The organism is Pseudomonas atacamensis (assembly GCF_017167965.1).
GTDB classification, from domain to species: domain Bacteria; phylum Pseudomonadota; class Gammaproteobacteria; order Pseudomonadales; family Pseudomonadaceae; genus Aquipseudomonas; species Aquipseudomonas atacamensis.
The window spans coordinates 578,166-598,365 of sequence record NZ_CP070503.1 but is presented as its reverse complement, the minus strand read 5'-3'; the positions used below and the strand labels follow the sequence as shown (position 1 = coordinate 598,365).

General features: G+C 60.2%; 19 protein-coding genes. 8 read left to right on the top strand and 11 right to left on the bottom strand.

Features of this window, described 5'->3' with window-relative positions:
- The first annotated feature begins 37 nt into the window (after positions 1–37).
- On the top strand, positions 38–706 hold the full coding sequence (locus tag JWU58_RS02770; protein WP_016772792.1) for a polysaccharide lyase family 7 protein: 669 nt from the start codon (positions 38–40) through the stop codon (positions 704–706).
- A gap of 191 nt (positions 707–897) precedes the next feature.
- Here JWU58_RS02770 and JWU58_RS02765 read toward each other — a convergent pair whose 3' ends face one another.
- The 8 genes from JWU58_RS02765 to tkt all read right to left on the bottom strand — a co-directional run bounded on the left by JWU58_RS02765 (position 898) and on the right by tkt (position 8,953).
- Complete coding sequence (locus JWU58_RS02765; protein ID WP_206421457.1) at positions 898–2,184, bottom strand: type II toxin-antitoxin system HipA family toxin; 1,287 nt, start codon at positions 2,182–2,184, stop codon at positions 898–900.
- Complete coding sequence (locus tag JWU58_RS02760; protein ID WP_016772790.1) at positions 2,177–2,440, bottom strand: helix-turn-helix transcriptional regulator; 264 nt, start codon at positions 2,438–2,440, stop codon at positions 2,177–2,179. Before JWU58_RS02760 ends, JWU58_RS02765 begins: the two co-directional genes overlap by 8 nt.
- A gap of 146 nt (positions 2,441–2,586) precedes the next feature.
- On the bottom strand, positions 2,587–3,651 hold the full coding sequence (fba, locus tag JWU58_RS02755) for a class II fructose-bisphosphate aldolase (protein ID WP_008081027.1): 1,065 nt from the start codon (positions 3,649–3,651) through the stop codon (positions 2,587–2,589).
- Positions 3,652–3,914: 263 nt separating this feature from the next.
- On the bottom strand, positions 3,915–4,247 hold the full coding sequence (locus JWU58_RS02750; protein WP_123443784.1) for an MliC family protein: 333 nt from the start codon (positions 4,245–4,247) through the stop codon (positions 3,915–3,917).
- A 57-nt stretch (positions 4,248–4,304) separates the two neighbouring features.
- Positions 4,305–4,526: a hypothetical protein gene (locus tag JWU58_RS02745; protein WP_016772786.1), complete on the bottom strand. Its 222-nt coding sequence runs from the start codon at positions 4,524–4,526 to the stop codon at positions 4,305–4,307.
- Between the two features lie 34 nt (positions 4,527–4,560).
- Entirely contained in the window at positions 4,561–5,724 is a 1,164-nt protein-coding gene (locus tag JWU58_RS02740; protein WP_016772785.1) for a phosphoglycerate kinase, read from the bottom strand.
- Positions 5,725–5,736: 12 nt separating this feature from the next.
- Positions 5,737–6,789, bottom strand: a complete 1,053-nt coding sequence (gene epd / locus JWU58_RS02735) for an erythrose-4-phosphate dehydrogenase (RefSeq protein ID WP_071173875.1) — start codon at positions 6,787–6,789, stop codon at positions 5,737–5,739.
- A 166-nt stretch (positions 6,790–6,955) separates the two neighbouring features.
- Positions 6,956–8,953, bottom strand: coding sequence for a transketolase (gene tkt / locus JWU58_RS02730; RefSeq protein ID WP_056786473.1), 1,998 nt, complete (start codon positions 8,951–8,953; stop codon positions 6,956–6,958).
- Between the two features lie 259 nt (positions 8,954–9,212).
- Between tkt and JWU58_RS02725 the strand changes: the two genes are divergently transcribed.
- The 4 genes from JWU58_RS02725 (at position 9,213) to JWU58_RS02710 (ending at position 13,808) form a co-directional block, all read left to right on the top strand.
- Positions 9,213–10,208: an ArsR/SmtB family transcription factor gene (locus tag JWU58_RS02725; RefSeq protein ID WP_123443783.1), complete on the top strand. Its 996-nt coding sequence runs from the start codon at positions 9,213–9,215 to the stop codon at positions 10,206–10,208.
- 18 nt (positions 10,209–10,226) lie between these two features.
- Positions 10,227–11,417 (top strand): methionine adenosyltransferase, encoded by a 1,191-nt coding sequence (metK, locus tag JWU58_RS02720; RefSeq protein WP_024014624.1) that lies wholly within the window; start codon positions 10,227–10,229, stop codon positions 11,415–11,417.
- A 221-nt stretch (positions 11,418–11,638) separates the two neighbouring features.
- Entirely contained in the window at positions 11,639–13,315 is a 1,677-nt protein-coding gene (ligB, locus tag JWU58_RS02715; RefSeq protein WP_123443782.1) for an NAD-dependent DNA ligase LigB, read from the top strand.
- Between the two features lie 97 nt (positions 13,316–13,412).
- Positions 13,413–13,808: a DUF1090 domain-containing protein gene (locus tag JWU58_RS02710; protein ID WP_016772779.1), complete on the top strand. Its 396-nt coding sequence runs from the start codon at positions 13,413–13,415 to the stop codon at positions 13,806–13,808.
- Between the two features lie 165 nt (positions 13,809–13,973).
- On the opposite strand, the gene JWU58_RS02705 is transcribed toward JWU58_RS02710, so the two are convergent.
- On the bottom strand, positions 13,974–14,423 hold the full coding sequence (locus JWU58_RS02705; protein WP_206421456.1) for a c-type cytochrome: 450 nt from the start codon (positions 14,421–14,423) through the stop codon (positions 13,974–13,976).
- Between the two features lie 128 nt (positions 14,424–14,551).
- Between JWU58_RS02705 and mltA the strand changes: the two genes are divergently transcribed.
- The gene (gene mltA / locus JWU58_RS02700; RefSeq protein ID WP_206421455.1) at positions 14,552–15,724 is read left to right on the top strand and encodes a murein transglycosylase A; all 1,173 of its coding nucleotides are present in this window, start codon (positions 14,552–14,554) and stop codon (positions 15,722–15,724) included.
- 90 nt (positions 15,725–15,814) lie between these two features.
- Here mltA and JWU58_RS02695 read toward each other — a convergent pair whose 3' ends face one another.
- Positions 15,815–16,198: an MAPEG family protein gene (locus JWU58_RS02695; RefSeq protein WP_039757593.1), complete on the bottom strand. Its 384-nt coding sequence runs from the start codon at positions 16,196–16,198 to the stop codon at positions 15,815–15,817.
- Positions 16,199–16,544: 346 nt separating this feature from the next.
- Between JWU58_RS02695 and JWU58_RS02690 the strand changes: the two genes are divergently transcribed.
- Both JWU58_RS02690 and JWU58_RS02685 read left to right on the top strand, forming a co-directional pair.
- Entirely contained in the window at positions 16,545–17,714 is a 1,170-nt protein-coding gene (locus JWU58_RS02690; protein ID WP_206421454.1) for an MFS transporter, read from the top strand.
- 224 nt (positions 17,715–17,938) lie between these two features.
- Positions 17,939–19,204, top strand: a complete 1,266-nt coding sequence (locus tag JWU58_RS02685; protein WP_024014630.1) for a cation:proton antiporter — start codon at positions 17,939–17,941, stop codon at positions 19,202–19,204.
- On the opposite strand, the gene JWU58_RS02680 is transcribed toward JWU58_RS02685, so the two are convergent.
- Positions 19,205–20,092 (bottom strand): formate/nitrite transporter family protein, encoded by an 888-nt coding sequence (locus tag JWU58_RS02680; RefSeq protein WP_016772773.1) that lies wholly within the window; start codon positions 20,090–20,092, stop codon positions 19,205–19,207.
- Positions 20,093–20,200: the final 108 nt, after the last annotated feature.

The window sequence follows — 20,200 nt, the reverse complement described above, 5'->3', positions numbered from 1 at the left end:
CACCGGCGTTCCGGATGAATTGATTGGAAGAACCGTCATGATCGACCTCGCAACCTGGAACCTCAGCGTTCCTGTTGGCAGCCCGCCGTACACCGTCGAAACCTCAAAACTGGTGGATGGCTTCAAGGATCAGTACTTCCATTCCGACACCGGCACCCTGTTCTTCTGGTCCCCGGTGACTGGCTCGAAAACCGAAAACGCCATCTACCCGCGTACCGAACTGCGCGAAACCTACAGCAACGGCACCCTGCGCAACTGGTACTACCCGGACGCCGACAACCTGCTGCGCGCCACCCTCGCGGTGAACAAGGTGCCGAGCTCGGGCAAGATCGTCATTGGCCAGATCCACGCGTACGAAAGCCAGCGGCCGATGGTCAAGCTCGAATACCAGTACAAGGAAAAAACCCAGACCGGCAATCTGGTGATTAAAGTGCGCATGCGCCCGGACGACGCCGAAAGCCGCGTCATCACCCTCGCCACCGGCGTCAAGCTTGATCGTGAATTCAACTACCTGATCCACCTGAGTCCCGGCGGCGCACTGGGCGTAAGTGCGGCGGGGTATCAATGGGACTCACAGATCAGCGCGACCTGGCGCGACAAGCCGCTGTATTTCAAGGCTGGGGTGTATGTGCAGGACAACACCGGGTATACCAGCGAAGGTGGGCAGGTGACGTTTACCAAACTGGATATTGATCACGACAAGTAACTAGCCGCCAAAAATGACAAACAACCCATAACTTGCAGACCACATTCGCTCCAATTGTAGGAGTGAGCCTGCAAGGGCTTCAGGGGTGGGCTGCGGACTGCGCCACCTCCACATGCGGGCCGCTGCCTTGGCGAAATGTCGCGTATACGCGACTTTGAGAAGCAAATGTCACGGTAGCGGTACACCGCTTATCATTTATCAGCCTTTTCCTTTCTACCGCTTGATAAAGGATGACGCTTCAAACCAGAACCGACCGAGTCATTCAACGCGACCATGCGCCCGGTGTCCCATTCGCGTTGCATCCTTGCAAACAATTCAACGTCTATCCGTGGTCGGTGAATCAAAAGCGCCTGACTCATTGCCTCGGCTATCCGGTCGACGATCAGTGTTGGCTTATCCACAGCGCAGTGTTTACGACCAAACTCAATCAATTGCTGACGATCCGGATAAGCTTTGGCCTTGTTCATCTTGATGGCGAGAGTACGGTCAACCAGCGATCGCCCGGTCCTGGGGTTGTAGTTCTCGTATACGGTTGTGGTCGTGACATCGTATACCGGCGCCAACTGCACCGTTTCAGTGGCCGCAGGGTGCGTGTAGGTCACCCCGAAGTTTTTCAAATGCGCATCGCCGTTACGCACCATGACCGAAAGACAGACGGATGAAAAAAATCGTTCCAGTTCTCGTATCGGGTCGGCATGTCTGCATACCTGACGGATCACTGCAGCAAGGGTTTCGTAGCTCTGCGAATATTTATAGTTATCGTGGGGATCCTTGTTTAACCCCAGCAGCACCGCCATGTCTTCAAAGCCAAGGCGATCAGATGCCGTCAGATCAAAACGCTCCATGACAAACAGCTCACCGTTATCGGAAAGCCAGAAAGGCGGCGTGTACAGTCCAGCCAGCCGCGCTGCTTCCAGACACAGAAACTCGTTTTGAGCCAGGTGCTCATTCTCTTCCGCTCCTGATTTGACGATTAGGTCGGAGCTGATCACTGTTTTTCGGCTACCAGTCAGTTTGTCCAGATCGGGCACCAGAACCTTGGGCTGCACACCTGAAATCCCTGACTCGAAGTAGGTTTCGACCAAAAAACCGAAAACATGCTGAGAGGTGTCCGCCGACAGGATCTCCTGCAGGCCGACCTGCGCACGAACAGGGCCTGAAGGTTCTACCGGATTCTCATACGTGAGGCGACCGATCTGATTACCGCCAATGACGGACAACAGGCGCATTTCATCCACTTGCATATGCTTGGCCATGCGCCGCTTGATTTGGTCGGCCAGATATCCCTCAGGCACATTCATATCGAAGATGGGCTGCAATACGCTGCTCACCGACGGTGTCGGGTCATAGGGCATGACCAGAGAAACTTCTCTGAGTGGCGACGCTGACTGGTAAGCGAATGAAAACTGCGAACCTTTGGACAACTCGCCGGAATGGCCCTGAGGCGTCATGACATTCAGTCGTTTCACCTTACTCATCATGCTCCACCAATTCGGCGAGTGATTTGAGATCGATTCGGTTATCGACAATCTCCAACGCCATGCCTAACGCGGCAATGACTCTAAACACGGTATAAAAAGCGACGTTTTCGCCTGCTTCGAGATCGATGATGGTTTTGCGGCTGCAATGAGCCCTATGCGCAAGCAGCGCCTGACTGTAGCCCTTGGCTTTGCGCAATTGGCGAATACGCTGGGCAAACGTTGCTGGATTATCGAGAAACAAAATGTCACCCATATCGGACTTTAAATAGATTATCGCTAGTAAAGTCCACTTTAGGTGACATATCAAGCAAAAGGGTCCCGATGTCTCGTCACAGCGTTTGCACCACAAAAAAACCCGCCTCTCGGCGGGTTTCTTTTTAATCAGCTCAACACTCAGGCTCAGTTGACCTTGGCGTTCAACTCACCCTTCAGATAACGCTGGTACATCGCTTCCAGCGAGATCGGTTTGATCTTCGAAGCATTGCCGGCAGTACCGAACGCTTCATAACGAGCGATACATACATCGCGCATTGCGGTCACGGTGGCGCCGAAGAATTTACGTGGGTCGAATTCGCTCGGGTTGGTAGCCATCAGGCGGCGCATGGCGCCGGTGGAGGCCAGGCGCAGGTCGGTGTCGATGTTGACCTTGCGCACGCCGTGCTTGATGCCTTCGACGATTTCTTCAACCGGGACGCCGTAGGTCTCTTTGATGTCGCCGCCGTACTGGTTGATGATCGCCAGCCACTCTTGTGGCACGGAGGACGAACCGTGCATCACCAGGTGGGTGTTGGGGATGCGCTTGTGGATTTCCTTGATGCGGTCGATCGCCAGCACGTCGCCGGTTGGTGGCTTGGTGAACTTGTAGGCGCCGTGGCTGGTGCCGATGGCGATGGCCAGGGCATCGACCTGGGTGCGTTTGACGAAGTCAGCGGCTTCTTCCGGGTCGGTCAGCATCTGGCTGTGATCCAGAACGCCTTCGGCGCCGATGCCGTCTTCTTCACCGGCCATACCGGTTTCCAGCGAACCCAGGCAGCCCAGCTCGCCTTCTACCGAAACGCCGCAGGCGTGGGCCATGGCGACGGTTTGTTGGGTAACGCGGACGTTGTAGTCGTAGTCGGTCGGGGTCTTGCCGTCTTCGCCCAGCGAGCCGTCCATCATCACCGAGCTGAAGCCCAGTTGAATCGAACGCTGGCAGACGTCAGGGCTGGTGCCGTGGTCCTGATGCATGCACACCGGGATGTGCGGGAATTCTTCGATCGCCGCCAGGATCAGGTGACGCAGGAATGGTGCGCCGGCGTATTTGCGGGCGCCGGCCGAAGCCTGGACGATCACCGGGGAGTCAGTCTTGTCAGCGGCTTCCATGATGGCGCGCATCTGCTCAAGGTTGTTGACGTTGAAGGCTGGAACGCCGTAGCCGAACTCGGCTGCGTGGTCCAGCATCTGGCGCATGCTGATAAGTGCCATTGTGTGTGTCTCTCCCGGTTGAGGGTCGTTGATCGTGCCAGCCTGCCGGAGCGGCGGCGGCTATTCAAGTTAATGCAGATCGGGGGTTGAGGCCCGGTCTGGTGATTCGGCGTTACCAAAACTGTGTGAACAACAGAGAATCCCTGTGGGAGCGAGCCTGCTCGCGAAAGCGGTCTGACAGACACTGCATCATCGACGGCAAGATTGCTTTCGCGAGCAGGCTCGCTCCCACATTTGGATCTCTGTACACCAATTCAATCGTGTTACTCGGCCTTGCAACCACGGCCAATGAGGTCATTGGTGGCGACCCAGTACACCAGGCCTTCGTCACCCTTGACGTGAAACGCCAGCATGCCATCGCTGTACAGCGTGCCCGAGGCGCCCGGCTCTTCTTTCAGGCGATAGACCTGATCACCGCCGCCGAGGCGAACGTCGACTTCCTTCTGTCCGGCATCGGCGTAACGCCACAACACCTTGGCCTGACTGTCGCAGGTCCAGGTCGTCCAGTCGTCTGCCGGGGCCGACGACTGAAACAGGCTCAACTGCGCGCAACCACCCAACAATGCCAACGCCGCAATGGCGATCAAGCCTTTCATCCGTGTTCCTCGACTGACGACGCATGCCGCCAGCCCTGAGTTAAAGAGTCAGACCCGTCAAGGACAACCATGTTCCTTGACCGGGGTTTGCGTCTCGTATTTGTCCAGGCCGTCCGGACCCGAGCGCTTGTTCAGCACCGGGTTGGTTTCGGCCTGCCAGTCGGCCTGATAACAGCCCTTCTGCGGTTCGCTCGGTGCTGGCGTCGCGTCAGCCTTCGGGGTGCTCCCGCAGGCCGCCAGCGTACCGGTCAGCAACAACAGCGCTAACGACTTGACCATGTGAACACTCCTTTGCCTGGCCAAACGGGCGGCCTCAGGCCTTGGCCCGGCTTTCCAGGACTTCAACGGCAGGCAGCACCTTGCCTTCGACGAATTCGAGGAACGCGCCACCACCGGTGGAAATGTAGGAGATTTGCTCAGCCACGCCATATTTATCGATCGCCGCCAGGGTGTCGCCACCGCCGGCAATGGAGAATGCCGAGCTTTCGGCAATGGCCTGGGCCAGCACTTTGGTGCCGTTGCCGAACTGATCGAACTCGAACACGCCGACCGGGCCGTTCCACAGAATGGTTTTCGACGATTTCAGCAGCTCGGCGAAGTTGGCCGCGGTTTGCGGGCCGATGTCGAGAATCATGTCGTCAGCCGCAACATCAGCGATCAGCTTCACAGTCGCTTCAGCGCTTTCGGCAAATTCCTTGGCGACCACGACGTCAACCGGCAACGGCACGCTGACTTTCGCCGCGATTTCACGGGCGGTGTCGAGCAGGTCCGGTTCATACAGCGACTTGCCGACCGGGTGGCCGGCGGCAGCGAGAAAGGTGTTGGCGATGCCGCCGCCGACGATCAGTTGATCGCAGATCTGGCTCAGGCTGTTGAGCACGTCGAGTTTGGTCGAGACCTTGGAGCCGGCAACAATGGCCGCCATTGGCTTGGCCGGCGCGCCCAGGGCTTTGCCCAGTGCGTCCAGTTCAGCGGCCAGCAACGGGCCGGCAGCGGCGACTTTGGCGAACTTGGCGACACCATGGGTCGAACCTTCGGCGCGGTGAGCGGTACCGAAAGCATCCATCACGAACACGTCGCACAGGGCCGCGTATTGCTGAGCCAGATCGTCGGCGTTCTTTTTCTCGCCCTTGTTGAAGCGCACGTTTTCGAACAGCACGATGTCGCCGGCCTTGACCTCGACACCGCCGAGGTAATCAGCCACCAGCGGCACTTCACGGCCCAGCGCTTTGCTCAGGTAATCGGCGACAGGTTTCAGGCTGTTTTCGGCGGAGAATTCGCCTTCGGTCGGGCGGCCCAGGTGCGAGCAGACCATCACTGCCGCACCTTTTTCCAGGGCCAGCTTGATGGTCGGCAGCGAAGCCAGGATGCGCGCGTCGCTGGTGACAACACCGTCCTTGACGGGGACGTTGAGGTCTTCGCGGATCAATACGCGCTTACCTTGCAGATCGAGGTCGGACATCTTCAACACGGTCATGGGTCGCACTTCCTACGGTTTTTTTGAAGTTGCTGTTTGCAGATAGTGGTCTGCTACGTCCAGCATTCGGTTGGCAAAACCCCATTCGTTGTCGAACCAGGCCAGGATGTTCACCAGTTTGGGGCCGGAAACACGGGTCTGACTGGCATCGACGATGGCCGAATGTGGGTCATGGTTGAAATCACAGCTGGCGTGCGGCAACTCGGTGTAGGCCAAAAGGCCTTTGAGCGGGCCGCTGGTGGCGGCTTCGCGCAGGATCCGGTTGACCTCGTTGGCGTCAGTCGCGGTGGCGGTCTGCATCGTGATGTCGAGGCAGGACACGTTGACTGTCGGCACGCGCACGGCTTTGGCCTGAATTCGCCCGGCAAGTTCCGGCAGCAGGCGCTCGATACCACGCGCCAGACCAGTGGACACCGGGATCACCGACTGGAACGCCGAACGCGTGCGGCGCAGGTCTTCGTCATGATAGGCGTCGATCACCGGCTGATCGTTCATTGCCGAGTGAATGGTGGTGATCGACACGTAATCCAGACCGATCGCCTGATCGAGCAGACGCAGCAGCGGCACGCCGCAGTTGGTGGTGCAGGAGGCGTTGGACACCAGCAGTTCATCGCCGGTCAGGCAGTCCTGATTGACGCCGTAGACGATGGTGGCGTCGACATCCGCTTCGCTGGCCATCGGCTGCGAGAACAGCACGCGGGGCGCGCCGGCATCGAGAAATCGTTGGCCATCGGCACGGGTGTGGTAAGCGCCGGAGCATTCCAGCACCAGATCGACGCCCAGCGACGCCCAATCGATACCTTCAGGGGTGGCACTGCGCAGGACCTTCACGCAGTCGCCATTGATATGCAGACAATCGCCCTCAACCCGCACTTCGCCGGGAAAGCGGCCGTGGGTGGAGTCGAAGCGTGTCAGGTATTCGATGCTGGCCATGTCGGCCAGATCGTTGATCGCGACAATTTCAAACCCGGCCTGCGCGCCGCGCTCGAACAACGCCCGCAAGACGCAACGACCAATGCGGCCGTAGCCGTTGAGTGCAACTTTGTAGGGACGCGGTTGAGGCATGGGGTTCTCGATTACCGTGGTGAATCAGGCAGTGCGATGTTGCCTGAACCAACGCTTTCGCGAGCAGGCTCGCTCCCACATTGGAATGCATTTCCCTGTGGGAGCGACGGTGCGACGACTCGACCTGCTCGCGAAGGCGTCAGCCCGGACAACATAACTGTCAGATTTAGTCTTCCAGCAGCTCTTCAGCCTGACCGAGGATGTTTTCCAGGGTAAAGCCGAACTCTTCGAACAATGCCGAAGCCGGCGCCGACTCACCGTAGGTGGTCATGCCGATAACGCGACCTTCCAGACCCACGTACTTGAACCAGAAATCGGCGTGGGCCGCTTCGATGGCGATACGTGCGCTGACCTGCAACGGCAGAACCGACTGCTTGTACTCCGCATCCTGAGCATCAAACGCGCTGGTGCAAGGCATCGAAACCACGCGAACCTTGCGGCCCTGCTCGGTCAGTTTATCGAAGGCCTGTACGGCCAGACCGACTTCCGAACCGGTGGCGATCAGGATCAGCTCAGGCTCGCCTGCGCAATCCTTGAGCACATAACCGCCACGGCTGATGTTGGCAATCTGGCCAGCGTCGCGTTCCTGATGTTGCAGATTCTGCCGCGAGAAGATCAGCGCCGAAGGGCCGTCCTTGCGCTCCAGCGCGTTTTTCCAGGCCACTGCCGATTCCACGGCATCGGCTGGGCGCCAGGTGTCGAGGTTCGGCGTGCTGCGCAGGCTGGTCAATTGCTCGATCGGCTGGTGCGTCGGGCCGTCTTCGCCCAGACCGATGGAGTCGTGGGTGTAGACGTGGATCACGCGCTTCTTCATCAAAGCCGACATACGTACGGCGTTGCGTGCGTATTCCATGAACATCAGGAAGGTCGCGCCGTAAGGCACCAGACCGCCGTGCAGGGCGACGCCGTTCATGATCGCGGTCATGCCGAACTCGCGCACGCCGTAGTACATGTAGTTGCCGCTGGCGTCTTCAGCGCTGACGCCTTTGCAGCCTTTCCACAGGGTCAGGTTGGAGCCGGCGAGGTCAGCCGAACCGCCGAGCATTTCCGGCAGCAGCGGGCCGAAAGCATTGAGGGTGTTCTGGCTGGCTTTGCGGCTGGCGATGGTCTCGCCCTTGGCCGCGACTTCGGCGATGTAGGCCGAGGCTTTTTCCGAGAAGTCGGCCGGCAGTTCGCCGCTCAGACGACGGATCAGCTCGTTGGCTTCAGTCGGGAATGCAGCGGAGTAAGCGGCGAAACGCTGATCCCACTCGGCTTCGACCGCGCGGCCAGCTTCTTTGGCGTCCCACTCGGCATAGATGTCGGCCGGGATTTCGAACGGGCCGTGGTTCCAGTTCAGCGCCTGACGGGTCAGGGCGATTTCCGCGTCACCCAGTGGGGCGCCGTGGCAATCTTCCTTGCCCTGCTTGTTCGGCGAACCGAAACCGATGGTGGTCTTGCAGCAGATCAGCGTCGGTTGAGCGCTCTTGCGCGCAGTTTCGATGGCGGTCTTGATCTCTTCCGGATCGTGGCCGTCGACGTTGCGGATCACCTGCCAGTTGTAGGCTTCGAAACGCTTCGGCGTGTCATCGGTGAACCAGCCTTCGACTTCACCGTCGATGGAAATGCCGTTGTCATCGTAGAAGGCAATCAGCTTGCCCAGGCCCAGCGTGCCGGCCAGGGAGGCGACTTCGTGGGAAATGCCTTCCATCATGCAGCCATCACCGAGGAACACGTAGGTGTGGTGGTCAACGATGTTGTGGCCGGGACGGTTGAACTGCGCGCCCATGACTTTTTCAGCCAGAGCGAAACCGACGGCGTTGGCCAGACCCTGACCCAGCGGGCCGGTGGTGGTTTCGACGCCCGGGGTGTAACCGAATTCCGGGTGGCCTGGAGTGCGGCTGTGCAGTTGACGGAACTGCTTGAGGTCGTCGATGGACAGGTCGTAGCCGGTCAGGTGCAGCAGCGAGTAGATCAACATCGAGCCGTGGCCGTTGGACAGCACGAAGCGGTCACGGTCGGCGAACGACGGGTTGCTCGGGTTGTGCTTGAGGTAGTCGCGCCACAGCACTTCGGCAATATCTGCCATACCCATAGGGGCACCGGGATGGCCGCTGTTGGCTTTTTGCACGGCATCCATGCTGAGGGCACGAATGGCGTTGGCACGCTCACGACGGCTAGGCATCGCTGATCTCCTGGGTGTGAATAGACTGAAACGGAAAAAAGGAGGGCATTTTCCCTCACCCATGCGCCTCGGGGCAATGACAGATAGTCATCGGCAGGCGTTTTTCCAATCGATAGCACAGGTTTCGCTTGGTGAAACCTTTCCGCTATTCGTTTGTAGAGACTGCCGTCCGCCGAGAAGTGCCATTTATCGAGCAATATCAAAACTTTTTGATATTGACCTTGCGGTGCCTTGCCCCCGTCTCTAGACTGCCAGCCCTATGAACTTACGCGTGCCTTCCATTCGCCATGACGATTGCGACGAGCTGGCGGCCCTGTGCAAGGCCGGCGGCGATCCGCTGCGGCTGAATGTATTGCGCGCGCTGGCCAACGATTCGTTTGGCGTGCTGGAGCTGGCGCAGATTTTCGGCATCGGCCAGTCGGGCATGAGCCATCACCTCAAGGTGCTGGCGCAAGCCGACCTGGTGGCGACACGCCGTGAGGGCAACGCAATTTTTTATCGTCGTGCCCTGCCCCACAGCGAATTGCTCGGCGGCAAGCTGCACGCGGCATTGCTGGAAGAAGTCGACAATCTGGATCTGCCTGATGAAGTGCAAGCACGCATCGAGCAGGTTCACGGCCAGCGTGCCGCCGCCAGCCGGGACTTTTTCGCCCGGGTCGCGGAAAAATTCCGTGCCCAGCAGGATTTGATCGCAGGCCTGCCGCAGTACCGTGACAGCGTGCTGGCCCTGCTCGACAAACTGAACTTCGATGGTGGAGCCACGGCCATTGAAGTCGGCCCCGGCGATGGTGCTTTTCTGCCGGAACTGGCCCGTCGCTTCGGCACCGTAACCGCGCTGGACAACAGCCCGGCGATGCTCGAACTGGCGCGTCAGGTGTGTGAACGTGAACAGCTGGCTAACGTCAGCCTGCAATTGGCCGATGCATTGAACGGCACAAGCCTTCAAGCCGATTGCGTGGTGTTGAACATGGTCCTGCACCATTTCGCCGCTCCGGCCGATGCGCTCAGGCACATGGCCGACTTGCTGCAACCGGGCGGTAGCCTGCTCGTGACAGAGTTATGTAGCCACAACCAGAGTTGGGCCAGGGAGGCCTGCGGTGATCTCTGGTTGGGGTTTGAACAGGACGATCTGGCCCGTTGGGCCACCGCTGCGGGACTCGTTCCCGGGGAAAGCCTCTATGTAGGCTTACGTAATGGTTTCCAGATCCAGGTTCGCCACTTTCAGCGACCGGCTGGCGACACTCACCATCGGTAAATTCAGGAAAACATCGAGATGAGCGAATACTCCCTCTTCACCTCCGAGTCCGTGTCTGAAGGACATCCGGACAAAATCGCCGACCAGATTTCCGATGCGGTGCTGGACGCCATTATTGCCCAGGACAAACACGCTCGCGTGGCCGTGGAAACCCTGGTCAAGACCGGCGTGGCCATCGTTGCCGGTGAAGTGACCACCAGCGCCTGGGTCGACCTGGAGCAGATCGTTCGTGACGTGATTTGCGACATCGGCTACACCAGCTCCGAAGTCGGCTTCGACGGCGCGACCTGCGGCGTGATGAACATCATCGGCAAGCAGTCCCCTGACATCAACCAGGGCGTTGACCGCGCCAAGCCTGAAGATCAGGGCGCCGGCGACCAGGGCCTGATGTTCGGCTACGCCAGCAACGAAACCGACGTGCTGATGCCAGCTCCGATCACCTTCTCGCACCAGCTGGTGCAGCGTCAGGCTGAAGCACGCAAGTCGGGCCTGCTGCCTTGGCTGCGTCCGGACGCCAAGTCGCAAGTGACCTGCCGTTACGAAGGCGGCAAGGTTGTCGGCATCGACGCTGTTGTCCTGTCGACCCAGCACAACCCGGAAGTGTCGTACAAAGACCTGCGCGAAGGCGTGATGGAGCTGATCGTCAAGCACGTACTGCCTGCCGAACTGCTGAGCAAGGACACCCAGTTCCACATCAACCCGACCGGCCAGTTCATCATTGGCGGCCCGGTAGGTGACTGCGGTCTGACCGGCCGCAAGATCATCGTCGACAGCTACGGCGGCATGGCCCGTCACGGCGGCGGCGCATTCTCCGGCAAGGATCCATCGAAGGTTGACCGTTCGGCTGCCTACGCTGGCCGTTACGTGGCCAAGAACATCGTTGCGGCCGGCCTGGCCGAGCGTTGCGAGATCCAGGTTTCCTACGCGATCGGTGTGGCTCAGCCTACGTCGATCTCGCTGAACACCTTCGGCACCGGCAAGATCAGCGATGACAAGATCATCAAACTGGTGCGTGAAGTGTTCGACCTGCGTCCCTACGCAATCACCACCATGCTCGACCTGCTGCACCCGATGTACCAGGAAACCGCAGCCTATGGCCACTTCGGTCGTGCGCCGCAGACCAAGACCGTTGGCGAAGACAGCTTCACCACGTTCACCTGGGAAAAAACCGACCGCGCCGACGCCCTGCGTTCTGCCGCTGGCCTGTAATACCCTGGCTGCATGAAAGCCCCGCACGGTTCGCGCCGTGCGGGGCTTTTTCATGCCTGACAGATTTTTGAGATCCCTGCGGGAGCGAGCCTGCTCGCGAAGGCGCCCGCCCCGGCAACACCAATTCCCCTGCCCCGAAACAGTTCGCAAAAAAGCCGCGCAACGTTCTTAAGATCCTCACCTACCCTTCAAGCATCACCCCCCGAGCAAGGACGCTCACAATGCTCTTCACACTGCGCCTGTTGCTGGCCTTCCTGCTGGCACTCATCACCCTCGTCAGCCAAGCCAACTGCCCGAACTGGGATCTTTCCCAAGCCCAACGCGAAATCACCGCCCTGCAAAACCGGATCGACCAATGGGACGACGCCTATCACCGCGAAGGCCGTTCATTGATCAGCGACGAACTCTACGACCAGTCCCAGCTGCGGCTGAAAGAATGGCAAGCCTGTTTCAACCAACCCTCATCCCCGCAGCCGTTGCGCACAGCTTCCGGCACGGTCATCCACCCCATCGCCCATACCGGTCTGGACAAGCTGCACAAAGCCGAAGACGTCGCCCACTGGTTGCGCAATCGCCAGAACGTCTGGGTGCAGCCCAAGGTCGACGGCGTGGCTGTCACGCTGATCTACCGCCAGGGAATATTGCAGCAGGCGATTAGTCGCGGTGACGGGGTCAACGGCCAGGACTGGACCGCCTCCGCGCGCAGGATCGCAGCCATTCCGCAACGTTTGAGGCAGCCACAGGATCTGCTGGTACAGGGCGAACTCTATTGGCGCCTGAACGCCCATGTTCAATCACAGTCCGGCAGCGTCAATGCCCGCGCCACCATCGCCGGGCTGATGGGACGTAAAACACTCGATGTTGAACAGGCCGCCGGGATCGGCCTGTTTGTCTGGGACTGGCCGCAAGGTCCTGTGCGGCTGCCGGAGAGATTGTCCGAACTCCAGGCATTGGGGTTCGCTGCAACCGAGCCCTTTACACAGCCCGTCAGCCGATTCGAAGACGCGCAAAAATGGCGCGAGCACTGGTATCGCTCGCCCCTGCCCTTTGCCAGCGACGGCGTGGTGCTGCGTCAGAGCCAACGGCCACCTGCCGAACGCTGGCAGGCCAAGGCACCTTATTGGGCGATCGCCTGGAAATACCCGTTCGCCCAGGCATTGGCCGAGGTGCGCAAGGTCAATTTCAAGATCGGCCGCACCGGGCGGATCACGCCGGTGCTGGAACTGCTGCCGGTCAGACTCGATGACCGCGAAATCAAACGGGTCAGCGTCAGCTCGCTCAAGCGCTGGCAAACCCTCGACATCCGCCCCGGCGATCAGGTGGCAATCAGTCTGGCCGGGCTGACCATTCCGCGCCTCGACAGTGTTGTGCTGCGCACCAGCGAACGGGTAGACATCAGCATTCCCGATGCCGGCGATTACCACGTACTGAGCTGCTGGCAACCGACGCCGGGGTGTGAAAGCCAGTTTCTCGCGCGTCTGACCTGGCTCAGTGGCAAGCAGGGCCTGGCCATGCAGCATGTCGGTCGCGGCACTTGGGAGAAACTTTTGGAAACAGGCCGTCTGAAACACCTGCTGGATTGGCTGACCCTCGATGCGTCAGAGCTTGCTAACATTGCCGGCCTCGGCGAGCGCAGCAGCGCACGTCTGATCCAGAGTTTTCACGGCGCGCGGCAACAGCCGTTCGCTCGATGGTTGAAAGCGCTGGGCATGCCGCCGGCCGGACAGGCACAACTGGACGATTCGTGGCAGGCCCTGGCACAACGCGACACTGAACAATGGCAGGCAGAAGCCGGCATCGGCCCGGGACGCGCGGCGCAACTGAGCGCATTCTTTCGCGACCCGCAGGTACTGGCTTTGAGCGAAACCCTGAAAGCCGCCGGAATCGACGGCTTCTGAACCTGCAATCCCCGCCCGGCGGGAACCCAACGGCCGGCCAGACGCTCCAACAGCGCAGTGCCCTCCCACCCCGATTGCCTTTGCACATGGAGCTTTTATGAAATTTCTCGCACCGCTCGCCCTGCTTACTCTTTGCGGCGTCATGGCCGCTCCGGTCATGGCCGAAGAAGACGGCCCGGGCCTGACCGGTTGCGCTGCCAAGAAGCAGGGCATCATCAATCAGATCGAACAGGCCAAGTCGCGCGGCAACATGGAGCAGCAGGCAGGCCTGGAAACCGCACTGCGTGAAGTCAATGAACACTGCACCGACGCCGGGCTGAAAAAAGAACGTGAGAACAAAGTGCTTGAGGCCAAGCATGAGGTGAGCCAGCGTCAGGCGGACCTCGACAAGGCCATGAAGAAGGGCGATCCGGAGAAGATCAACAAGCGCAAGGAAAAGCTCGCCGAGTCGCGCAAGGAACTGCAGGAAGCGCTGGACGAGATCGATAAGTAACCGAAGCCCTTTGGGGAGGGGATTTATCCCCTTCCGGCGGCGAGGCCGTCGCAAATTTGGCTAGTCGGGTCCGTCTGAAAAAACCCGGTTGTATGGTTTTGGGGCTGCTTCGCAGCCCATCGGGGATAAATCCCCTCGCCACAAGGTACTCAGCAGCTTCAGGAATCAATGATCGCGAAACTCTTTATGGCAAGCACTGCAGGCATCTTCAACTTTCTGCACTGCCGGCCCAAGATTGCTGGCCTTGTACGGCTGAACCTGACTGGCGACCACCAATTCACCGGTGGCTGTCTCGAGGGCGCGGGCCAGTTCCTGAAAACGCGCCTGTTTCTGCCAGACATCATCTTTGGCGCTGGTGTGATCGTCCTCGCGCACCTGCGGAAAATGCTTCCACGGCTCATGGGCCAACGCATCAAGTCTGACTGCGCCCTCGGCAAATTTCGGCCCGTCGAAGGCAATGCGCCCGCGCAACATGCCGCCGAGGTCTTCGCTGGTCTTGAGCATCTGCTTGAAGATCGCCTTGCGCTGGCCCAGCGGCGAATTCGGGTCGACACCGCCACAGGCGGACAAGGTCAGGCAGGCCAGCAATACAACAGCAATGGGTTTCAGAGTCATGGTGGCTTCAGGTGGCGGAAATCGGCGGCCAGTATCCTCGGCTCACCGCCAAACACCAATAGCCCTATTAAAAATACGGGTTGGTCGAGCGCATGGAGCACTCGGCCAACCGGCACAGGAATCACTCCATGAACAGCCGCTTCACGGCCTGGCGTCACCCGCTTATCGTCACCCTTCCACTGCTCGCCATCCTCGCCGGTTGCACAGGCGGCGACAGCGCCAAACCAAAAACCCACGCACTGGCTACGTATTCCAGCGCAACCTGGGAAGCCTTGCCCGCGGTCTCCGACAGCGATCTGGTCGCCGGTTTCGGTTCATGGCGCAGCGCGTGCACACGACTCAAAGCCGACGCGGTGTGGGGCCCGACCTGCGCTGCGGCGGCGAATGTGCCGCAAAGCGCCGCCGAGATTCGCGCGTTCCTCAAGCAGAACCTCGATGTCTACGGCCTGCGCGCCGAGAACGACAACCCCAACGGTCTGATCACCGGCTACTACGAACCGGTGTACCCCGGCAGCCTGACGCCCACCGCAACAGCAAACGTGCCGGTGTATGGCGTGCCGGAAGACATGATCATCGTCTCGCTCGACAGCATCTACCCGGAATTGAAAGGCAAGCGCCTGCGCGGCCGCCTCGAAGGCCGCGTGCTCAAGCCTTACGACGACGCGGCGACCATTGAATCCAAAGGCGTGAAAGCGCCAGTGGTCGCGTATCTGACTGATCCGATGAATCTGCAATTTCTGCAGATCCAGGGCTCGGGCCGGATCCAGACCGAGGACGGCAAACAGTTGCGCATCGCCTACGCCGATCAGAATGGCCACCCGTACCGACCGATCGGTCGCTGGCTCGTCGAGCAAGGCGAGCTGAAGAAAGAAGACGTGACCATGACCGCGATCAGCAACTGGGCCAAGGCCAACCCGATGCGCATTCCGGAACTGCTGGCCAGCAACCCGAGCTACGTGTTCTTCACCCGCAACCCGGACAGCAACGAAGGCCCGCGTGGCTCGCTGAACGTGCCGCTGACCGCCGGCTACAGCGCGGCGGTGGATCGCAAGGTGATTCCGTTGGGCAGTCTGTTATGGCTGTCAACCACCAAACCGGATGGCACCCCACTGGTGCGCCCGGTCGCGGCGCAGGATACCGGCGGCGCGATTGCCGGTGAGGTGCGCGCGGATCTGTTCTGGGGCACGGGTGATGCGGCCGGGCAACTGGCCGGGGACATGAAACAGCAGGGGCAGATCTGGATGCTCTGGCCTAAAGGACAAGAGTTGCCGCAAGTGCCACAGGTGGCTGACAAATCCTAAAGGCAAAAGATCGCAGCCTTCGGCAGCTCCTACAGGAGTATGCATTCCTCTGTAGGAGCTGCCGCAGGCTGCGATCTTTTGAGCCTGCTTTCAGATTGACACAAAGAAAAACGAAGCAATCAGCCCCATCCCGATAAACCACACCACCGAACGCAGTGCAGCCCAGTCAGCCAGGTAGCAGATGATGTACAGCAGGCGACTGGTGATAAACAGCACGGCCAGCACATTGACCGTCACCAGCTGCGCAGTGCCGACCAGGTGCGCAACGATCACCGCAGCGGCAAACGCAGGCGTTACTTCAAAGCTGTTCAGTTGCGCGGCATGGGCGCGACGGGCGACGCCATCGACGCTGTCGAGAAAGTCCCGTGGATCGTAATTGTCCTTGAGGCGGAAACCGCCGGTGGCCTTCGCCACGATCGTGCACACGTACGGCAGGAAAATCGCGATCAACACACACCACAGAGCCACTGTCATAACGTCGTCCTTTTTTCGATTGGAGAAATTGGCGAGCGGTCAGAACTTCATCACCAGCATGCCGATCAGCACCTGCCCACAGGCTAAGAGCAGCGCCCGGCCGAAAGGTTCTTTCAGGCGGATATTTCACGACAGCGTCTACGGTGAACATCCGAATCCGGAACCGATTAGTCAGATTATTGATTCGCCATGTGTCAGCAGCTGTTTATACTGCAACCACCGCGCCGTACTCAGCTGCACACCAAAAAATTCCAATAAAAGCTGCCTGCTCCGCTTTCTTCGAAAACGGTCGCTGGCACGCGTATGCCTGATCAAAGCGTCAAGACTACCGACAGAGACCTTGCGCATGCCCCTCGCTTTGCTTGCACTCGCCGTTGCCGCGTTCGGCATCGGCACTACCGAATTCGTCATCATGGGCCTGCTGCCCGACGTCGCCCGCGATCTGGCGGTGAGCATTCCTCACGCCGGACTGCTGATCACCGGTTACGCCCTGGGCGTGGTGTTCGGCGCACCGATCCTGGCGATCGGCACCGCCAATATGCCGCGCAAAGCGACATTGCTGGGCATGACGCTGATGTTCATCCTCGGCAACGTGCTCTGCGCGCTGGCACCCAACTACGCGACGCTGATGGCGGCGCGGGTGGTTACGGCGCTGTGTCACGGGGCGTTTTTCGGCATTGGCTCGGTGGTTGCTGCCGGGCTGGTTGCGCCGAACAAACGTGCGCAGGCGATTGCCATGATGTTCACCGGCCTGACACTGGCCAACGTGCTTGGCGTGCCACTCGGCACAGCGCTGGGCCAATACGCTGGCTGGCGCTCGACCTTCTGGGCGGTATCGGTAATTGGCGTTGTTGCCGCGCTGGCGCAGTGGTTGTGGTTGCCGAAACACATCGCGATGGACAAGGCCAATCTCGCCAGCGAATTCAAAGTGCTGGGCAAGGCCAACGTGCTGCTGGCGCTGGGCATGAGCGTGCTGGCCTCGACCAGCCTGTTCAGCGTGTTCACGTATATCGCACCGATCCTGCAAGACATCACTGGCGTCAGCCCCCACGGCGTGACGGTGATGCTGCTGTTGTTCGGCGTCGGCCTGACAGCGGGCAGCATGCTCGGCGGGCGCCTGGCCGACAGCCGCTTGCTGCCGTCACTGGTCGGCGTGGCACTGGCAGTTGTGGTGATTCTGGCGGCGTTCAGCCAGACCAGCCGTACGGTGATTCCGGCGGCGATTACCTTGGTGCTGTGGGGAATTTTCGCTTTTGCGCTGTGCCCGATTCTGCAGTTGCTGATCATCGATCAGGCGCACGAAGCGCCGAATCTGGGTTCGACGCTGAACCAGAGCGCGTTCAATCTGGGCAACGCAGCAGGCGCCTGGATTGGTGGACTGGTGGTTGCCAGCGGCGCGGATCTGGCGGACCTGCCGTGGACCGGGGCGCTGGTCGGCGTGCTGACGGTGCTGACGGCGCTGTTGTTCATTTACCTGCAACGTCGGCGGGCGAGTGCGGTCAATGTGACTGGCTGAGACCTCTATTTATCCCCCTTGGGCTGCGCAGCAGCCCCAAAACCTTCAATCGGGTTTTGTCAGGAATAATCGATAAACCGGATTGCGACGGCTTCGCCGCCGAGCGGGGATAAATCCCCTCGCCACAATGAACTGTGGTGTGTCCCATGTCGCTGTTTGCCCATCAAACCCCTGCGTCCAACCTCCGGCCGCGCTCCATTCACCCTTCATCCAAAGGACCCCGGATGCTTGAACTTGTCGCCGCTTTTATCTGCCTCACTACCCTCCTGACCTTCGTCAATTTCCGCTTTATCGGCCTGCCGCCGACCATCGGCGTGATGGTTACCGCCCTGCTGTTCTCATTGCTCCTGCAAGGCCTCAGCGTCCTCGGCTTTCCCGGCCTCGAAGACCGCGTGCAGCAACTGATCGGCCAGATCGATTTCGGCGATCTGCTGATGAACTGGATGCTCTCGTTCCTGCTGTTCGCCGGCGCCCTGCACGTCAACCTGAATGACTTGCGCAGCTACCGCTGGCCGATCGGCCTGCTGGCCACCTTCGGCGTGTTGATCGCCACCGTGGTGATCGGCAGCCTGGCCTTCTACATTTTTGCTCTGTTCGGCTGGCACGTGAGTTTCCTCTACTGCCTGTTGTTCGGCGCGCTGATCTCACCGACCGACCCGATTGCCGTGCTCGGCGTGTTGCGTACCGCCAACGCTTCGAAGCCACTGAAAACCACCATCGTCGGCGAATCACTGTTCAACGACGGCACGGCGGTGGTGGTCTTCACCGTGCTGCTGGGCATCGCGCAACTGGGCGAAACCCCGACCGTCAGCGCCACGGCCATGCTCTTCGTCCATGAGGCCATTGGCGGTGTGTTGTTCGGCGGGCTGATCGGTTATCTGGTCTATCGCATGATCAAAAGCGTCGAGCAGCACCAGATCACCGTGATGCTGACCCTGGCCCTGGTGATCGGCGGTTCGGCGATGTCCACCGAACTGCACGTCTCGGCGCCGATTGCGATGGTGGTGGCCGGTCTGATCATCGGCAACCTCGGGCGCAATCTGGCGATGAACGACATGACCCGGCGTTATCTGGACGGTTTCTGGGAATTGCTAGATGACATGCTCAACGCGCTGCTGTTTGCGCTGATCGGCATGGAGCTGTTGCTGCTGCCGTTCAACTGGCTGCACATGGCCGCCGCAGGCCTGTTGGCGGTGGCGATTCTGCTGTCGCGCCTGCTCACCGTGGCGCCGGCGATCCTGCTGCTGCGGCGCTGGCGCTCAGTGCCGGCCGGCACCATCCGCATCCTGACCTGGGGCGGTTTGCGCGGCGGTGTTTCGGTGGCACTGGCGCTGGCCCTGCCGCTGGGCCCGGAGCGCGATCTGCTGCTGAGCATCACCTACATCGTCGTGCTGTCGTCGATCCTGCTGCAGGGCCTGACCATCGGCAAACTGGTCAAGCACGCGACGCGTAATGAGCCGGCCAGCGTGGCTGAGCCCGCCCACCACTGATCATTTCTTGATCGACTGCGGATCGGGCTTAACAGCCTGATCCGCAGATTCCTTCGGCGCACCGCTTTCACTGCGAATCTGCGCATGGCTGATCAGCGCGAAGATGAAGCTGCCGCCAATGATGTTCCCCGCCAGCGTCGGCCCGGCGAACACCGCCCAGAAATCACTCCACGGCAACTCGCCGGCAAACACCAGATACGACACTTCCGCCGATCCGACGACGATATGGGTGAAGTCGCCCAGCGCCATGAAGTAGGTGATGAGGATGATGATCCACATCTTCGCGCTCTCCATGGAGGGGATCATCCAGACCATGGTAGCGATCATCCAGCCGGAGACGATGCCCTTGGCGAACATCTGACTGGCGCTGTGCTCCATGACCTTGCGGCCGATTTCGAGGAAGGCGACGTCGGTCTTGCTGTCGAAAATCGGCAGTTCCAGCATCACGTACGCCACCAGAATCGTCCCGCAGAGGTTGCCGACCAATACCACTGTCCATAGACGGATCAGGCGCAGGAAATTCTTCAGCGTCGGCCTGGTCATCACCGGCAGCACGGCGGTCAGGGTGTTTTCGGTAAACAGTTGCTGGCGCGCGAGGATGACCGCGAGGAAACCGGCGCAGTAGCCGAAACTGGCGATCACCTTGAATTCGTCGCCGTCGGGCAGGCGCGAATTGAGCAATCCCATGCCCATCAGCGACAGGCCCATGGTCAACCCTGCCGCCAGCGCCGACCACCACAGCGCGGCAATGCTGCGCTCCAGTTCCTGATCGCCCTGGGTGCGGATGATTTCATGCAGAACGGCCGCGCGCGGCGGCTGGCTCTTTTCGACCTCGTGCTGCTCCTTGGCCGAGAGGTCGGGGGTCTTGTCGCTGGTGGGGGTGGTCATGGCGTGGCAACCGGTGGGGGGGGATGTAGCTACGACCGTTGCGCTTCATGGCTGTTCAGTGGCCAGGCGAATCTCCGCTGAATTGGCAACCGCTTTCGCGAGCAGGCT

What these genes read in the sequence shown, in the direction of transcription:
- JWU58_RS02770 (WP_016772792.1), top strand. Translation starts at nt 38, where the DNA reads ATGATCGACCTCGCAACCTGGAACCTCAGCGTTCCTGTTGGCAGCCCG.
- JWU58_RS02765 (WP_206421457.1), bottom strand. Translation starts at nt 2,184, where the DNA reads ATGAGTAAGGTGAAACGACTGAATGTCATGACGCCTCAGGGCCATTCC.
- JWU58_RS02760 (WP_016772790.1), bottom strand. Translation starts at nt 2,440, where the DNA reads ATGGGTGACATTTTGTTTCTCGATAATCCAGCAACGTTTGCCCAGCGT.
- fba (WP_008081027.1), bottom strand. Translation starts at nt 3,651, where the DNA reads ATGGCACTTATCAGCATGCGCCAGATGCTGGACCACGCAGCCGAGTTC.
- JWU58_RS02750 (WP_123443784.1), bottom strand. Translation starts at nt 4,247, where the DNA reads ATGAAAGGCTTGATCGCCATTGCGGCGTTGGCATTGTTGGGTGGTTGC.
- JWU58_RS02745 (WP_016772786.1), bottom strand. Translation starts at nt 4,526, where the DNA reads ATGGTCAAGTCGTTAGCGCTGTTGTTGCTGACCGGTACGCTGGCGGCC.
- JWU58_RS02740 (WP_016772785.1), bottom strand. Translation starts at nt 5,724, where the DNA reads ATGACCGTGTTGAAGATGTCCGACCTCGATCTGCAAGGTAAGCGCGTA.
- epd (WP_071173875.1), bottom strand. Translation starts at nt 6,789, where the DNA reads ATGCCTCAACCGCGTCCCTACAAAGTTGCACTCAACGGCTACGGCCGC.
- tkt (WP_056786473.1), bottom strand. Translation starts at nt 8,953, where the DNA reads ATGCCTAGCCGTCGTGAGCGTGCCAACGCCATTCGTGCCCTCAGCATG.
- JWU58_RS02725 (WP_123443783.1), top strand. Translation starts at nt 9,213, where the DNA reads ATGAACTTACGCGTGCCTTCCATTCGCCATGACGATTGCGACGAGCTG.
- metK (WP_024014624.1), top strand. Translation starts at nt 10,227, where the DNA reads ATGAGCGAATACTCCCTCTTCACCTCCGAGTCCGTGTCTGAAGGACAT.
- ligB (WP_123443782.1), top strand. Translation starts at nt 11,639, where the DNA reads ATGCTCTTCACACTGCGCCTGTTGCTGGCCTTCCTGCTGGCACTCATC.
- JWU58_RS02710 (WP_016772779.1), top strand. Translation starts at nt 13,413, where the DNA reads ATGAAATTTCTCGCACCGCTCGCCCTGCTTACTCTTTGCGGCGTCATG.
- JWU58_RS02705 (WP_206421456.1), bottom strand. Translation starts at nt 14,423, where the DNA reads ATGACTCTGAAACCCATTGCTGTTGTATTGCTGGCCTGCCTGACCTTG.
- mltA (WP_206421455.1), top strand. Translation starts at nt 14,552, where the DNA reads ATGAACAGCCGCTTCACGGCCTGGCGTCACCCGCTTATCGTCACCCTT.
- JWU58_RS02695 (WP_039757593.1), bottom strand. Translation starts at nt 16,198, where the DNA reads ATGACAGTGGCTCTGTGGTGTGTGTTGATCGCGATTTTCCTGCCGTAC.
- JWU58_RS02690 (WP_206421454.1), top strand. Translation starts at nt 16,545, where the DNA reads ATGCCCCTCGCTTTGCTTGCACTCGCCGTTGCCGCGTTCGGCATCGGC.
- JWU58_RS02685 (WP_024014630.1), top strand. Translation starts at nt 17,939, where the DNA reads ATGCTTGAACTTGTCGCCGCTTTTATCTGCCTCACTACCCTCCTGACC.
- JWU58_RS02680 (WP_016772773.1), bottom strand. Translation starts at nt 20,092, where the DNA reads ATGACCACCCCCACCAGCGACAAGACCCCCGACCTCTCGGCCAAGGAG.